The organism is Mesorhizobium sp. Ca11 (assembly GCF_020165275.1).
Lineage (GTDB): Bacteria > Pseudomonadota > Alphaproteobacteria > Rhizobiales > Rhizobiaceae > Mesorhizobium.
In genome coordinates, this window is sequence record NZ_JAIUHU010000006.1 from 196,036 (window position 1) to 211,910 (window position 15,875).

At 63.5% G+C, this 15,875-nt stretch carries 18 protein-coding genes; all 18 read left to right on the forward strand.

Translation table 11 applies throughout. From position 1 onward, the window contains the following. The first annotated feature begins 18 nt into the window (after positions 1-18). A complete protein-coding gene (gene rplF / locus LB538_RS13215) occupies positions 19-552 on the forward strand; it encodes a 50S ribosomal protein L6 (protein WP_095765508.1) in 534 nt (177 codons plus the stop codon). 138 nt (positions 553-690) lie between these two features. Beyond that, entirely contained in the window at positions 691-1,053 is a 363-nt protein-coding gene (gene rplR, locus LB538_RS13220; protein ID WP_095765507.1) for a 50S ribosomal protein L18, read from the forward strand. Between the two features lie 77 nt (positions 1,054-1,130). Beyond that, positions 1,131-1,694: a 30S ribosomal protein S5 gene (gene rpsE, locus LB538_RS13225; RefSeq protein ID WP_032933400.1), complete on the forward strand. Its 564-nt coding sequence runs from the start codon at positions 1,131-1,133 to the stop codon at positions 1,692-1,694. A 25-nt stretch (positions 1,695-1,719) separates the two neighbouring features. Continuing rightward, a complete protein-coding gene (gene rpmD / locus LB538_RS13230; RefSeq protein ID WP_027170355.1) occupies positions 1,720-1,917 on the forward strand; it encodes a 50S ribosomal protein L30 in 198 nt (65 codons plus the stop codon). A 22-nt stretch (positions 1,918-1,939) separates the two neighbouring features. Next, entirely contained in the window at positions 1,940-2,413 is a 474-nt protein-coding gene (rplO, locus tag LB538_RS13235) for a 50S ribosomal protein L15 (RefSeq protein WP_095765506.1), read from the forward strand. A 256-nt stretch (positions 2,414-2,669) separates the two neighbouring features. Next, positions 2,670-4,010, forward strand: coding sequence for a preprotein translocase subunit SecY (secY, locus tag LB538_RS13240; RefSeq protein ID WP_140678320.1), 1,341 nt, complete (start codon positions 2,670-2,672; stop codon positions 4,008-4,010). Continuing rightward, positions 4,007-4,597 (forward strand): adenylate kinase, encoded by a 591-nt coding sequence (locus LB538_RS13245; RefSeq protein WP_224530043.1) that lies wholly within the window; start codon positions 4,007-4,009, stop codon positions 4,595-4,597. The genes secY and LB538_RS13245 overlap by 4 nt, the downstream gene beginning before the upstream one ends. A 232-nt stretch (positions 4,598-4,829) precedes the next feature. Beyond that, the gene (gene rpsM, locus LB538_RS13250) at positions 4,830-5,198 is read left to right on the forward strand and encodes a 30S ribosomal protein S13 (RefSeq protein WP_027170351.1); all 369 of its coding nucleotides are present in this window, start codon (positions 4,830-4,832) and stop codon (positions 5,196-5,198) included. Positions 5,199-5,325: 127 nt separating this feature from the next. Beyond that, positions 5,326-5,715 carry a 30S ribosomal protein S11 gene (gene rpsK, locus LB538_RS13255; RefSeq protein ID WP_006205444.1) on the forward strand — a complete coding sequence of 130 codons (390 nt, stop codon included), beginning with the start codon at positions 5,326-5,328 and terminating at the stop codon, positions 5,713-5,715. A 97-nt stretch (positions 5,716-5,812) separates the two neighbouring features. Further along, entirely contained in the window at positions 5,813-6,823 is a 1,011-nt protein-coding gene (locus LB538_RS13260; protein ID WP_027170350.1) for a DNA-directed RNA polymerase subunit alpha, read from the forward strand. Positions 6,824-6,927: 104 nt separating this feature from the next. Beyond that, positions 6,928-7,359 carry a 50S ribosomal protein L17 gene (gene rplQ, locus LB538_RS13265; RefSeq protein ID WP_140544883.1) on the forward strand — a complete coding sequence of 144 codons (432 nt, stop codon included), beginning with the start codon at positions 6,928-6,930 and terminating at the stop codon, positions 7,357-7,359. 190 nt (positions 7,360-7,549) lie between these two features. Continuing rightward, positions 7,550-9,037 (forward strand): DegQ family serine endoprotease, encoded by a 1,488-nt coding sequence (locus LB538_RS13270; protein WP_095765502.1) that lies wholly within the window; start codon positions 7,550-7,552, stop codon positions 9,035-9,037. Positions 9,038-9,167: 130 nt separating this feature from the next. Beyond that, complete coding sequence (locus LB538_RS13275; RefSeq protein WP_224530047.1) at positions 9,168-10,478, forward strand: replication-associated recombination protein A; 1,311 nt, start codon at positions 9,168-9,170, stop codon at positions 10,476-10,478. A 167-nt stretch (positions 10,479-10,645) separates the two neighbouring features. Then, a complete protein-coding gene (locus tag LB538_RS13280) occupies positions 10,646-11,473 on the forward strand; it encodes an aspartyl/asparaginyl beta-hydroxylase domain-containing protein (protein WP_224530049.1) in 828 nt (275 codons plus the stop codon). A gap of 199 nt (positions 11,474-11,672) precedes the next feature. Continuing rightward, positions 11,673-12,686: a helix-turn-helix domain-containing protein gene (locus LB538_RS13285; RefSeq protein WP_411909012.1), complete on the forward strand. Its 1,014-nt coding sequence runs from the start codon at positions 11,673-11,675 to the stop codon at positions 12,684-12,686. 136 nt (positions 12,687-12,822) lie between these two features. Continuing rightward, positions 12,823-14,340, forward strand: coding sequence for an aldehyde dehydrogenase (adh, locus tag LB538_RS13290; RefSeq protein WP_224530053.1), 1,518 nt, complete (start codon positions 12,823-12,825; stop codon positions 14,338-14,340). Positions 14,341-14,404: 64 nt separating this feature from the next. Further along, positions 14,405-14,767 (forward strand): DUF779 domain-containing protein, encoded by a 363-nt coding sequence (locus LB538_RS13295; protein WP_224530056.1) that lies wholly within the window; start codon positions 14,405-14,407, stop codon positions 14,765-14,767. Positions 14,768-14,869: 102 nt separating this feature from the next. Next, on the forward strand, positions 14,870-15,850 hold the full coding sequence (locus LB538_RS13300; protein WP_140847581.1) for an RluA family pseudouridine synthase: 981 nt from the start codon (positions 14,870-14,872) through the stop codon (positions 15,848-15,850). Positions 15,851-15,875: the final 25 nt, after the last annotated feature.

Below are 15,875 nucleotides of genomic sequence, written 5' to 3' on the forward strand. Positions count from 1 at the left end.
AGTGACGAGGACAACAAAATGTCTCGTATCGGAAAGAAACCCGTTTCGCTGCCGCAAGGCGTGACCGCGTCCGTCAACGGCCAGACCGTGACGGCGAAGGGCCCCAAGGGCGAGCTGAAGTTCGTGGTGAACGACGAAGTGCTGGTGAAGATGGAGAACAACGAGATCTCCGTCGAGCCGCGCGACCAGACCAAGACCGCCCGCTCGAAGTGGGGCATGTCGCGCACGCAGATCGTCAACATCCTGCAGGGCGTGAAGGACGGCTTCGAGAAGAAGCTCGAGATCACCGGCGTCGGCTATCGCGCGGCGTTGCAGGGCAAGAACCTGCAGCTGGCGCTCGGCTTCAGCCACGACGTGGTCTATCAGACGCCGCAGGGCATCACCATCACGGTGCCGAAGCCGACCGAAATCACGGTCTCCGGCATCGACAAGCAACAGGTCGGCCAGGTCGCAGCCGAGATCCGCGAATATCGCGGTCCCGAGCCCTATAAGGGCAAGGGCGTGCGCTATGCCGACGAGCGCATCGTGCGCAAGGAAGGCAAGAAGAAGTAATAGGCCTGGCCCCGAGAAGTTGCAGACTTTTCGAAAAGGGCCAAGCCGCAGAAGTGTAACGCCGCGGGGAGCGGCCGCGGGAGGCTTGGCCTACCGCACAGGGTTGCCCCCGTTTTCTGAAGGCAAGGAACTGACATTATGGCAAGCCCCAAAGAAACCATCCAGCGCCGCGCGCAGCGCGTGCGCCGCCAGCTGAAGAAGGTCGCCGGCGAGCGTCCGAGGCTTTCGGTGCACCGCACCTCGAAGAACATCTACGTCCAGGTGATCGACGACGCCAACGGCCACACGCTGGCCGCCGCCTCGACGCTGGAGAAGGACCTCAAGGGTTCGCTCAAGACCGGCGCCGACACCGCAGCCGCGGCCGCTGTCGGCAAGCTGATCGCCGAGCGTGCCGCCAAGGCCGGCGTCAAGGAAGTCGTCTTCGACCGCGGCCCGTACATCTATCACGGCCGCGTCAAGGCGCTGGCCGAGGCTGCCCGCGAAGGCGGTCTCAGCTTCTGATTTTTCGCCGCTGACGACCCAAAGGCGGCGTCAGTAATTAGCAACCCGTGCTTCCGGAAAAGAACAAGGAACAGGATATGGCACAGGAACGTAGAGAAGGCGGCCGCGGCCGCGAGCGCGAAGAGCGTGACGACGGCATGGTGGACAAGCTCGTCCACATCAACCGCGTCGCCAAGGTGGTGAAGGGCGGCCGTCGTTTCGGTTTTGCCGCTCTCGTCGTCGTCGGCGACCAGAAGGGCCGCGTCGGCTTCGGCCACGGCAAAGCACGCGAAGTGCCGGAGGCGATCCGCAAGGCGACCGAATCGGCCAAGCGCGACATGATCTTCGTGCCGCTGCGCTCGGGCCGCACGCTGCATCATGACGTCGAGGGCCGCTGGGGCGCCGGACGCGTTCTGCTGCGCGCCGCCAAGCAGGGTACCGGCATCATCGCCGGCGGTCCGATGCGCGCCGTCTTCGAGACGCTCGGCATGCATGACGTGGTCGCCAAGTCGATGGGTTCGTCGAACCCCTACAACATGGTTCGCGCCACCTTCGACGCGCTGAAGAGCCAGATGCATCCGAAGGATGTGGCTGCCGCGCGCGGCATCAAGTACTCGACCCTTCAGGCCCGCCGCGGCACCGCCGTTGCGGCTGAAGAATAGTCGACGCTGACCAGGGATTTCGACCATGGCCAAGAAAGCTACCAAGACCATCACCGTCGAGCAGATCGGCTCCCCGATCCGCCGGCCGAAGGAGCAGCGCGCGACGCTGGTCGGCCTCGGCCTGAACAAGATGCACAAGCGGCGCACGCTGGAAGATACTCCTTCGGTGCGCGGCATGATCGCCGCCGTCCAGCACCTCGTCCGCGTCGTGGACGAGGCCTGAACGGAAGGGCAGGAGAAGAAACATGAAACTCAACGATCTGCGTGACAAGGACGGCGCGACGCACTCCAAGAAGCGTCTCGGCCGCGGCATCGGTTCCGGCTCGGGCAAGACCGCCGGTCGCGGCGTCAAGGGCCAGAAGGCCCGCTCTGGCGTTGCCATCAACGGCTTCGAGGGTGGCCAGATGCCGCTCTACCGGCGCCTGCCGAAGCGTGGCTTCAACAACATCTTCGCCAAGAGCTTCACGGTCGTGTCGCTGGCCCGCATCCAGGCTGCTGTCGACGCCAAGAAGCTCGACGCCAAGGCGACCGTGACGGCCGAGGCCCTGGTTGCCGCCGGCGTCATCCGCCGCGCCAAGGACGGCGTGCGCGTGCTCTCCGATGGCGAACTCAAGGCCAAGCTCTCCTTCGACGTCGCCGGCGCCTCCAAGGCCGCGATCGAGAAGATCGAGAAGGCCGGCGGTTCGGTGAAGCTGCCGGAAGCGGCCGCCGCCGAGTAACGGCGATTTGAAGCGCGGCCGACCGGGATGACTTCGCATATTCCGTCGAACCGCGCTTTGACCGGATGAATTGGGCGGCCGCGTCAACGCGGCCGCTTGCATGTTTACGGTCCCGAGCTTATCTCGTGAGCTTCGGTGACACGCGCCGCCTGAGCTGCGGCATCGAGCGCGACGTAGAAATCAAAGAAGTAGAGCATGATGTCGTCCGAAAACCGCTCCACATTTTTCGGCATCGTGCTCTAGCGGAGAATCAGGCATGGCCTCGGCTGCTGAACAACTAGCCTCCAATCTGAATTTCGCGGCCTTCGCCAAGGCCGAGGATCTCAAGAAGCGCATCTGGTTCACCATCGGCGCGCTGCTCGTCTACCGCCTCGGCACTTATATCCCGCTTCCCGGCATCAACCCCGATGCTTTCGCCCAGGCCTTCTCCTCGCAGAGCAAGGGCGTGCTCGGCATGTTCAACATGTTCGCCGGCGGCGCCGTGCAGCGCATGGCGATCTTCGCGCTGGGCATCATGCCCTACATCTCCGCCTCCATCATCATGCAGCTGATGACCTCGGTCATCCCGTCGCTGGAAACGCTGAAGAAGGAAGGCGAGCAGGGCCGCAAGATCATCAACCAGTACACGCGCTACGGCACCGTGCTCCTGGCGCTGATCCAGGCCTACGGCATTTCGATCGGCCTCGAGGGCGGCAACGGCATCGTCAACGATCCCGGCATGTTCTTCCGCATCTCGACGGTCGTCACGCTCGTCGGCGGCACCATGTTCCTGATGTGGCTCGGCGAGCAGATCACCGCGCGCGGCATCGGCAACGGCATTTCGCTGATCATCTTCTCCGGCATCGTCGCGGGCCTGCCGCGCGCGATCTCCGGCACGCTGGAACTCGGCCGTACCGGCGCGCTGTCGACGGGCCTCATCCTCGCGATCATCGTGCTGGCCATCATCGTCATTGCGCTCATCGTCTTCTTCGAACGCGCGCAGCGGCGCCTGCTCATCCAGTATCCGAAGCGCCAGGTCGGCAATCGCATGTTCCAGGGCGATACCTCGCATTTGCCGCTGAAGCTCAACACCTCCGGCGTCATCCCGCCGATCTTCGCGTCCTCGCTGCTGCTTCTGCCGGCCACCGTGGCGGGCTTCTCGCAGGCGACCAACCTGCCGGCCTGGGCAAGCACGATCCTCGCCTCGCTCGGCCACGGCCAGCCGCTCTACATGATCTTCTATGCGGGCATGATCGTCTTCTTCGCCTTCTTCTACACGGCGATCGTCTTCAATCCGAAGGACACGGCCGACCAGCTCAAGAAGCACTCCGGCTTCATCCCGGGCTATCGGCCGGGCGAGCGCACCGCCGACTATATCGACTATGTTCTGACGCGCATTACCGTCATCGGCGCCATTTACCTGGTGCTGGTCTGTCTGCTGCCGGAGTTCCTGATTTCGGCGACTGGCGTACCTTTCTACCTCGGTGGCACATCGCTTCTGATCGTGGTCAGTGTCACGCTCGATACGGTGGCGCAGATTCAGGGTCACCTGATCGCGCACCAGTATGAGGGCCTGATCAAGAAGTCGAAGTTGCGCGGGGGGAAGAGGAGCAGATGAGGCTGATTTTGCTTGGGCCGCCAGGAGCGGGCAAGGGGACACAAGCACAAAGACTGGTTGAAAAACACGGCATCCCCCAGCTCTCGACGGGTGACATGCTGCGTGCCGCCGTCCAGGCCGGAACCGAGGTCGGCAAGCGTGCCAAGGCGGTGATGGATGCCGGTGAGCTGGTCTCGGATGCGATCGTCAACGCCATCGTCGCCGAGCGTATCGATCAGCCGGATTGCGCCAAGGGATTCATCCTCGACGGCTATCCGCGCACGCTGGTCCAGGCCGACGCGGTCGAGGCCATGCTTGCCGAACGCGGCATAGCGCTCGACACCGTCATAGAGCTCGTCGTCGACGATAAGGCGCTGGTTGGCCGAATCGTCAAACGCGCCGAAGAGGCCAAGGCCGCCGGCCAGCCGGTGCGCAAGGACGACAACCCGGAGGTGTTCGAGGAACGCCTGCGCGAATACTACAAGAAGACGGCGCCGCTGACCGGCTACTACTACGCCAAGGGCAAGCTCAAGACCGTCGACGGCATGGCCAGTATCGATGCCGTGACCGCTGAGATCGGCAAGGTGCTCGCGGCCGCGGTGAAGTAGGCCGGGCCGACAACTAAAGATAGCGCTTGGCGACAATTAACGATTGCGCTTGACTGGAGTGGGCCGTTGGGGTATGGCGGCCCGTCTTCCTATCAGGCATGGACTTTGCTTGCCCTTGCGGGCAAGGCATCCGCTTTGAACCAGGAAACTCCCGCAAGGGCCGGCCTCCACCGGACGCGGGGCAACTTCGACAGCGCCGGCTCGTCCGGCCCAAATGGAGAAAGAGAAGAAAATGGCTCGTATAGCCGGCGTCAACATTCCGACCAACAAGCGCGTCGTCATCGCGCTTCAGTACATTCACGGCATCGGCAAGAAGTTTGCCCAGGAGATCGTCGACAAGGTCGGCATCCCGGCGGACCGCCGCGTCAACCAGCTGACCGACGCGGAAGTGCTGCAGATTCGCGAGACGATCGACCGCGACTACCAGGTCGAAGGCGACCTGCGCCGCGAAGTCTCGATGAACATCAAGCGGCTCATGGACCTCGGCTGCTACCGCGGTCTACGTCACCGTCGCTCGCTGCCGGTCCGCGGCCAGCGCACGCATACTAACGCCCGCACCCGCAAGGGTCCGGCCAAGGCGATCGCCGGCAAGAAGAAGTAATTGAGCGAATAGCGAGTAGCGGTTAGCGAGTAGGGGACCCTATTCGGTATTCCCTACTCACTACTCGCTTTTCCAAGGTGGAGCCGCTGGCATTACGGCGGTGTAGAGATCAACTGAAAGGAATACCATGGCCAAGGAAGCCGCTCGTGTTCGCCGTCGCGAACGCAAGAACATTTCGTCGGGCGTTGCCCACGTCAATTCGACCTTCAACAACACCATGATCACCATCACCGACGCGCAGGGCAATTCGATCGCCTGGTCGTCGGCCGGAGCCCAGGGTTTCAAGGGTTCGCGCAAGTCGACCCCGTTCGCAGCGCAGATGGCTGCCGAGGACGTCGCCAAGAAGGCGCAGGAACACGGCATGCGCATGCTCGAGGTCGAGGTCTGCGGACCCGGCTCCGGTCGTGAATCGGCGCTCCGCGCGCTGCAGGCGGCGGGCTTCACCATCACCTCGATCCGTGACGTGACGCCGATCCCGCACAATGGCTGCCGCCCGCGCAAGAAGCGCCGCGTCTGATTTTTAAACGCCGCGCGAACGCCAAGGCGTTCCTCCGCGGTTTTCCGTGTCGCCCGCCACGATTGGATGGTGGCGGGGCAAAGGAAGGAAAACTTTTATGATCCAGAAAAACTGGCAGGAACTGATCAAGCCGAACAAGATCGAGTTCTCGTCGAAGAAGAAGACGCTGACCACGCTGGTGGCCGAGCCGCTCGAACGCGGCTTTGGCCTGACGCTGGGCAACGCGCTGCGGCGTGTGCTTCTGTCTTCGCTGCGCGGCGCGGCTGTCACCGCCGTGCAGATCGACGGCGTGCTGCACGAATTCTCGTCCATCGCCGGCGTGCGCGAGGACGTGACCGACATCGTGCTCAACATCAAGGAAATCGCCATCCGCATGGAAGGCGATGGCCCCAAGCGCATGGTCGTGCGCAAGCAGGGCCCGGGCGCCGTGCTCGCCGGCGACATCCAGACGGTCGGCGACGTCGAGATCCTCAACCCCGACCACGTGATCTGCACGCTGGACGAGGGCGCCGAGATCCGCATGGAGTTCACCGTCGACACCGGCAAGGGCTATGTGCCGGCCGAGCGCAACCGCGCCGAGGACGCGCCGATCGGGCTGATCCCGGTCGACAGCCTCTATTCGCCGGTCAAGAAGGTCTCCTACAAGGTCGAGAACACCCGCGAGGGCCAGGTTCTCGACTATGACAAGCTGACCATGACGATCGAGACCAACGGCTCGATTTCGGGCGAGGACGCGGTCGCTTTCGCCGCTCGCATCCTGCAGGACCAGCTTGGCCTGTTCGTCAACTTCGACGAGCCGCAGAAGGAAGTCGCCACCGAGGCCGTCACCGAGCTCGCCTTCAACCCGGCGCTGCTCAAGAAGGTCGACGAGCTCGAGCTTTCGGTGCGTTCGGCCAACTGCCTGAAGAACGACAACATCGTCTATATCGGCGACCTGATCCAGAAGACCGAAGCCGAGATGCTGCGCACCCCGAACTTCGGCCGCAAGTCGCTGAACGAGATCAAGGAAGTGCTGGCGGCCATGGGCCTCCATCTCGGCATGGAAGTGCCGGACTGGCCGCCGGAAAACATCGAAGACCTCGCCAAGCGTTACGAAGACCAATATTGAGCATGAATTCCAAGGATCGGCGGCGAGAGCCGCTCGATCCGACGGTCATGCGGAAAACCATCAGAGGCCGTGGCCTCTTGAACAACTGAAGAAGGAAAAGAGCCATGCGCCACGGTTTCAAAGGCCGTCGTTTCGCCCGCAGCATCAGCCACCGCAAGTCGATGTTCGCCAATCTCGCCGTGTCGCTGATCGAGCACGAGCAGATCGTCACCACCTTGCCGAAGGCGAAGGACCTGCGTCCGATCGTCGAGAAGCTGGTGACGCTCGGCAAGCGCGGCGACCTGCACGCCCGCCGCCAGGTGATCGCGCAGATCGGCAATGAAGGCGTCGTCAAGCGACTGTTCGAGACCATCGCCCCGCGCTACGCCACCCGCAATGGCGGCTATCTGCGCATCATGAAGGCGGGCTTCCGCAAGGGCGACAACGCCGCGATGGCGGTGATCGAATTCGTCGATCGCGATACCTCGGCCAAGGGCGCCGCCGACCGCGCCCGCATAGAGGCTGAGGGCGCCAACGAGGAAGCCGCGGCCGCCTGAGGTCGCTGTTTCGTCAATGACTTCGAGGGGCCTACGGGCCCCTTTTGCATTTGGAGCAGGTTTGAGCGGGTGAGCGGAATTTCACGCCCAGGCTCAAGCTTTTGCGCGACAAGTGTCGCATTTGTGTGCATTAGCCTTTCATTCTGCACATTCGTCGAGACAATGGCGCCCTATCTGGAGGGATTCGAGAATGCACCTCAAACGACTGTTTCTTGTTGCCGCGCTGGCGGTCTTCGCCGCGGCACCGGCCGCAAGACAGGCTTTTGCCGAGGACGCCGCCAAGCCGGCCGATCCGGGCCTCTCCGACGTGCTGACCGATCTGTTGCATGGCGTCGAAGGCGAGAACGGCACGTCCGGCCCCGACAAGCGCGTGCCGTTCGGCCGCGAGGAGGTGCAGCTCTCCTTCGCGCCGCTGGTCAAGCAGACGGCGCCGGCCGTCGTGAATGTCTATGCCTCGCAGACCGCAAAGGTGACGTCACCTTTCGAAGGCGATCCCTTCTTCGAGGAGTTCTTCGGCCGTGCCCAGCCGCGCGCCCAGTCCTCGCTGGGTTCCGGCGTGCTGGTCGATCCGAGCGGCGTGATCGTCACCAACTTCCACGTCATCAAAGATGCTGACGAGGTGAAGGTCGCGACCGCCGACGGGCGCGAGTTCACCTCAAAGGTCATGCTCAAGGACGAGACACTCGATCTCGCGGTGCTCAAGATCTCGGCCGACAAGCCGTTTCCGGTGATTGCCATCGGCGATTCCGACGCGCTTGAGGTCGGCGACCTTGTGCTCGCCATCGGCAATCCGTTCGGTGTCGGCCAGACCACCACCAGCGGCATTGTCTCGGCGCTCGCCCGCAGCCATATCGGCGTTTCGGATTCGGGCTATTTCATCCAGACCGATGCCGCCATCAATCCCGGAAACTCCGGCGGCGCCCTGATCAACATGGGCGGCCAGCTGGTCGGCATCAACACGGCCATCTACAGCCGCAGCGGCGGTTCGATCGGCATCGGCTTCGCCATTCCTTCGAACATGGTGCGCGCCTTCGCCGACGCCGCCAAGGCCGGGCTCGACTTCTTCGAGCGTCCCTATATCGGAGCGGAATTCGAACTGGTGACGCCGCAGATCGCAGAGTCGCTCGGCATGGAGAAACCCACCGGCGCATTGGTGTCGTCCGTGGACGCCACCGGGCCTGCTGGCAAGGCCGGCCTGAAGCCTGGCGACGTCATCCTGTCGCTCAACAACACGCCGGTCGAAAGCATCGAGGCGCTCGACTACCGCATGGCGACGCTGTCGATCGGCACCAAGGCGACCTTCGCCGTGCTGAGCAAGGGGCAGCAGGCGACGTTGGAGATTCCGCTGGAGCGCGCGCCGGAAGGCGCCAAGCCTAGCGAGGTCACCTTGCGTGGCCGCAGTCCCTTTTCCGGCGCCAAGGTGGCGGAACTGTCACCCAGGCTTGCCCAGCGGCTTGGCCTTCGCACCGATCTCAAGGGCGTCACCGTCATCGATATCAGCCGCGATTCGCCGGCCGCCGATTTCGGTTTCCAGCCGGGCGACATCGTGCGCGAGGTGAACGGCACCACCATCGAGACCGCGGCGACACTGGCGCAGGTTGCCCAGCAGGACACGCGCTGGTGGCGCTTTACCGTCGAGCGCGGCGGGCAGATACTGCGCCAGGTGTTGCGTTATTGAGGCGATCTGCCCATTTAGAGCATGATCATGATCCCGAACCGAAGGCCGGCGTAGCAAGAAGTGGGAGCCGGCGTTCGGATAAGATGGTGCTCGCAAAAGAGCGGAATCGCGTTTCAACCAAAAGACTTGCATGGCAGATCTGTTCAGTTCCGATGAGCCGGAGAAGGCGCCGCCCGGGCGGCCGCTGGCCGATCGGTTGCGCCCAAAAAACCTCGGCGAGGTCGTCGGGCAGGAGCATCTGACCGGCCCTGACGGCGCGCTGACCAGGTTGATCGATTCGGGTTCGCTCGGCTCGATGATTTTCTGGGGTCCGCCCGGCACCGGCAAGACGACGGTGGCGCGGCTGCTCGCCGGCGAGACCAATCTCGCCTTCGAGCAGATCTCTGCTGTGTTTTCCGGTGTCGCGGATCTCAAGAAAGTGTTCGAGGCGGCCAAGCTCAGGCGCTCCAATGGCCGCCAGACGCTGCTCTTCGTCGACGAGATCCATCGCTTCAACCGCGCCCAGCAGGACGGGTTTTTGCCGGTGATGGAAGACGGCACCGTAGTGCTGGTCGGCGCCACGACGGAGAACCCGTCCTTCGAATTGAATGCCGCGCTTTTGTCCCGCGCGCGCGTGCTGGTGTTCCGTTCGCTGGGTGAGGACAGCATCGCCAAGCTTCTGGCCCGGGCGGAAGAAACAGAGGGCAGGGCGCTGCCGCTCGACGAAGAAGCGCGCGCCATGCTGATCCGCATGGCGGATGGCGACGGCCGCGCCTCGCTGACGCTGGCTGAGGAAGTCTGGCGCGCCGCCAAGAAAGGCGAGGTGTTCGGGCCAGAAGGCCTGCAGCGCGTCATCCAGCGCCGTGCGCCCATCTACGACAAGGGCCAGGACGGCCATTACAATCTGATCTCGGCGCTACACAAATCGGTGCGCGGCTCCGATCCGGATGCCGCGCTTTATTACCTCGCCCGCATGTTCGATGCCGGCGAGGATCCGCTCTATCTCGGCCGCCGGCTCGTGCGCATGGCGGTGGAGGATATCGGACTCGCCGACCCACAGGCGCTTGTCGTGGCCAATGCGGCCAAGGACGCCTATGACTATCTAGGCTCGCCAGAGGGCGAGCTCGCCTTTGCCCAGGCCGCCGTTTATCTCGCCACGGCGCCGAAATCGAACGCGGTCTACACTGCCTTCAAGGCCGCGACCGCGGCAGCCAAGGAGTTCGGCTCGCTGCTGCCGCCCAAGCACATCCTCAACGCGCCGACCAAGCTGATGAAGCAGGAGGATTACGGCGCCGGCTATCGCTACGACCATGACGAGCCGGAGGCGTTTTCAGGCCAGGACTATTTTCCGGAGAAGATGGGCCGGCGCACTTTCTACGATCCGCCGGAACGCGGTTTCGAGCGCGATATCCGCAAGCGGCTGGAATACTGGGCGAAGCTGCGAAGCGAACGGAACAGCTGAGTTACGCGGCCCGGCGGTCGGCACGCTTCGACGCGAAGCCGCGTTGTGGTGGACCACACTGCTGCGGCATTGTGCCGGGAAACAAAAAATCCTATCAAGACGCACGGCTGGCGGGGGTCGCCGTGATGTTGTCCCATGGAACAGGATCGCGCCCCGCGCGAATGACAATGACAAAGCAAACCGTCAAGACGCTCCGCAAGGCCGCCATCGCCGTTGTAGTTCTTGCGCTCGCCTTCTACTTCATCCCGATCCTGACCACCATCTGGGTCGTCTGCGGCCTGATCGATGTCATGCGCAACGACCAGAAGAACCAGAACCTGTTCGAGCGCTACTTCCTCGGCAACGGCCTGTTCACCTGGCTGTTGTCGCCGTTCAACCTGATCGTCGACCTTCTCAGCTACCGCAACCCCGGCGTCTGGAAGCCCGAGCAGTTCCCCGAGGACTATCAGCGCGAGATCAACGAGGTGCTGGGCGTCTTCAAGGCGCGCAAGGAGGAGATCATCGCTGATATCGATGCCAATTTCGGCGCCGGCCGCCGCGGCATGTATGTCTACCAGTGGTACGGCAAGCACAAGATCGACAACGTCCCCGAATTCAACAAGGACTACAAATACATCAAGACGATCGCGGTATCCGTTTTCAGCAAGCGCGAATCGACGTCCTGGCATTTCGGTCCGCTCCGGCTCAGCCTGCGCATCCTCTACAATCTGATACCGGTCAAGGCCGAGATCTTTGTCCAGTGCGGCAGCAAGAAGAACTACTGGTACGACAATCCGCTGTTCATCTTCGACGACACCCTGTTCCACCGCTCGGTCAACGAATATGACGGCCGCCGCTACTGCGTCTTCGTCGATATCATCCGGCCGTCTCCGTTTCCCAGGCTGATCGCGGGCCTTCTCGCCATCGTCTCCGTCAGCGTGGAGCGCATCAATTCGGTCTTCTACAAGAACTGGAAGATGATCGGCTCATCCAAGCCGAAGGCGGCCGCCAACTGACCACGGCGGAACCTCGCCTCAATCGGCCTTAAACCAACGTCCAATGGCGCGGACGAACCGCGACCTTTAGGACTCCAGCGCGGCTCCAGGACACGCGTAGCGATTTTTCGTCGGGAATTGCGCAAGATCAAATACGCGTTCCGGCCGGCGTTCTATCGAAAGCTGACCCGCAACTGGCGTCGGAAATGTTCTAGCGGGCATGGTGGCGGAGCGGCAGGAGGTTCCGCTCACCGGGAGGATTAGGTTGATCGGACGGCAACCAGCCGTGCACGCGGACCAGGTCCAGGCCTCGGTCGCCAAGAGCGACGCAGCCCATTCGGCGGTCGTCGCTTCGTGGCGGCGGTCCCTCCAATTGCACGGCCTGGACCCCGCAGCACGCACGGCGCCGCGGCGACTGACCGAAGGCGAGCTCAGGCTCACGAGACAGCGCATGGAGCGGTTGATCCGCGCGGCCGAACCCAGCCTCAATCGGCTCTATCTCGCCGTGGGCGGCGTCGGCTGCTGCGTCATGCTGGCGGATCGCGACGGCATCCCGGTGGAGCGACGGGGCGCTGTCGCGGACGACGAGACATTCGATGAATGGGGCCTGTGGACCGGCACCGTCTGGAGCGAGGACAGCGAAGGCACCAACGGCATCGGCACCTGCATCGCCGACCAGCGCGCTCTGACCATCCACCGCGATCAGCATTTCTTCTCCCGCAACACGCTGCTGAGCTGCACCACGGCTCCGGTCTATGACCATGAAGGCAATCTGGCGGCGGCGCTCGATGTCTCGTCCTGCCGGTCAGACCTGACCGAGGGCTTTGTACAGCTCATCGCGGTCGCGGTCGGCGACGCCGCGCGCCGGATCGAAGCGGAAAATTTCCGCATGGTGTTTTCGGATGCCCGCATCTTGCTCGCACCCGTCACCGAGCGCAGCGCCGGTGCGCTGATAGCGGTCGATTCGGATGATCTTGTGATCGGCGCGACGCGCTCTGCCCGTCTTGGTCTCGGCATAACGCGGGAAGCGCTGGCGAGAGGACTGCTTGCCACCGATATTCTCGGCGACTGCGCAAAGACCGCTGAGGATTTGGACGATGCCGAGCGTGGTGTGGTTCAGCGGGCGCTGGCGCGCGCCGGCGGCAACGTCTCGGCCGCCGCGCAGAACCTCGGCATCTCCCGCGCCACCCTGCATCGCAAGCTCGCCCGCTTCGACATTCGCCGCCCGCATTGATTGCAGACCGGACTGTCGCAGTTCTGCGACAGTCGGGCGCCACGATCATCCAGCCCCGGGCTGACAAGCCAACGCCGATCCGCAACCCTTCCTCCCATAGCGCCGCATCCCGCGGCGTGCTCATCGGGAGGCAGTGATGAACAAGGTGGAATTCTCGCGCACGGCCAAGGTTCCTTTCGCCAAGCGCTACGACAACTTTATCGGCGGCAAGTGGGCGGCGCCGCTCTCCGGCAGATATTTCGACAATATCTCGCCGGTCACCGGCCGGCCGCTTTGCGAAATTGCCCGGTCGGACGCAAATGACATCGAGGCCGCGCTCGACACGGCCCACAAGGCCAAGGACGCCTGGGGCAACACCAGCCCCGCGGCCCGCGCGCTGATCCTCAACCGCATCGCTGATCGCATGGAAGACAATCTCGACCTGCTGGCGCTCGCCGAGACCTGGGACAATGGCAAGCCGATCCGCGAGACGACCGCCGCCGACCTGCCTCTGGCCATCGACCATTTCCGCTATTTCGCCGGCGTGCTGCGCAGCCAGGAAGGCTCGATCTCCGAAATCGACCACGACACCGTCGCCTACCACTTCCATGAGCCGCTCGGTGTCGTCGGCCAGATCATTCCGTGGAACTTCCCGCTGCTGATGGCGGTGTGGAAGCTGGCGCCGGCGCTCGCCGCCGGCAATTGCGTGGTGCTGAAGCCCGCCGAGCAGACACCCGCCACGATCATGTTGTGGGCCGACCTCATCGGTGACCTCTTGCCAGAAGGCGTGCTCAACATCGTCAACGGCTTCGGCCTTGAGGCCGGCAAGCCGCTCGCCTCGTCGAACCGCATCGCCAAGATCGCTTTCACCGGCGAGACGACCACCGGCCGCCTGATCTCGCAATATGCCAGCCAAAACCTCATTCCGGTGACGCTCGAGCTTGGCGGCAAGTCGCCCAACATCTTCTTCCAGGATGTGACGGCGGAAGACGACGATTTCTTCGACAAGGCGATCGAGGGCTTCGTCATGTTCGCGCTCAACCAGGGCGAGGTCTGCACGTGCCCCAGCCGCGCGCTGGTGCATGAGAAGATCTACGACAAGTTCATCGAGCGCGCGCTGAAGCGTGTCGAGGCGATCGTCCAGGGCGATCCGCTCGATCCCGCCACCATGATCGGCGCGCAGGCCTCGAGCGAGCAGCTGGAAAAGATCCTTTCCTACTTCGACATCGGCTGCCAGGAAGGCGCCGAAGTTCTGACCGGTGGAGAGCAGAACCATCTGCCGGGCGATCTCGCCGGCGGCTACTACATCAAGCCGACCGTGTTCAAGGGCAACAACAAGATGCGCATCTTCCAGGAGGAGATCTTTGGACCCGTCGTGTCCGTGACGACCTTCAAGGACGATGACGAGGCGCTGTCGATCGCCAACGACACTCTCTACGGCCTCGGCGCCGGCATCTGGAGCCGCGACGCGAACCGCTGCTACCGCTTCGGCCGCGCCATCCAGGCCGGGCGTGTCTGGACCAACTGCTATCACGCCTATCCGGCGCATGCCGCCTTCGGCGGCTACAAGCAGTCCGGCATCGGCCGCGAGACGCACAAGATGATGCTCGACCACTATCAGCAGACCAAGAACATGCTGGTCAGCTACAGCCCGAAGAAGCTCGGCTTCTTCTGATCCTCCCAGGGCGAAGAGGAGGGCGCGGCCCACCCGCGTCCTCCCGTCAGTCGAGGAGGATTTGATGGACAAGCCTTCATTGGGCAAGGTGTCGGCCACGCCGGAGGCCGAGGCGCTGCTTGCCGAGATCATCGCCGATCACGGCCCGGTTCTGTTCCATCAGTCCGGCGGCTGCTGCGACGGCTCCTCGCCGATGTGCTACCCGCGTGGCGAGTTCATGATCGGCGACAATGACGTGAAATTGGGCGAAATCGGCGATACGCCGGTCTATATCAGTGCCTCGCAATATGAGGCGTGGAAGCACACCGATCTCATCATCGATGTGGTGAAGGGCAGGGGCGGGATGTTCTCGCTCGACAATGGCCGCGAGAAGCGCTTTCTGACGCGCTCGACGGTCTGCGCGGTGCTTACGCCTTCAGGCGATTGATCAGACGACGTTTGGGGTAATTATCGCGCTTTGTTGGGCCTTTGGCTCGCAACCTGTCCGCCTTAGTGCTATGGCGCCGCTTTCGAATGGAAAAGCAAAGTCATGGCGGGTGTTGAACAGATCACGGTTGAGGCCGGCGAGGCGGGCATGCGGCTCGACCGCTGGTTCAAGGTCCATTATCCGGGCCTCGGCTTCGGCCATCTGCAGAAGTTGCTTCGGTCGGGGCAAATCCGCGTCGATGGCGGCCGGGTGAAGGCCGACACGCGTGTGGAGCCCGGCCAGTCTGTCCGCGTTCCGCCGCTCGATGTCGATAAGAAGGGCGATGCGCCGCTCACCGGCCACTCGATCCGCAACCAGGGCGATGCCGACGTGCTCGCCAAGATGCTTCTGCATGAGGACCCGAAAGTCTTCGTCTTCAACAAGCCGGCGGGGCTCGCCGTGCAGGGCGGCTCCGGCGTCACCCGCAATGTCGACGACATGCTGGAGGCCTGGCGCAACAAGAAGGGCGAGAAGCCACGCCTCGTCCACCGCCTCGACCGTGACACGTCCGGCGTGCTGGTGGTTGCCCGCACCCGTCTTGCGGCGATGAAGCTTTCGGAAGCGTTCCGCGCGCGCGAGACCAAGAAAACCTACTGGGCGCTTGTCAAGGGCGTGCCGCCCAAGCGCGAGGACAAGATCTCGACCTGGCTCATCAAGGAGCCCACGGAAGATGGCGACCGCGTGCGCGTAGCCGCGCATGGCGAGAAGGGCGCCGACCACGCCGTCTCCTACTACCGTGTCATCGAGCAGGCGGCGCAGACGATGACCTGGCTGGAGATGGAGCCCTATACCGGCCGCACGCACCAGCTTCGCGTTCACGCCGCCTACATAGGTTGCCCGATCATCGGCGATCCCAAATATTTCGAGGCCGATACCAACTGGGATTTCCCGGGCGGCATTCAAAACCGCCTGCACCTGCATGCGCGCCGCATCATCATCCCGCATCCGGACCACGGCGTCATCGACGTCACGGCGCCGATGCCGCCGCATATGCGCCAGAGCTGGAACCTGATCGGCTTCGACGACCAGAGCGCGGAAGACTGACTTGGCTGTCGCCCCCGCATTGGAC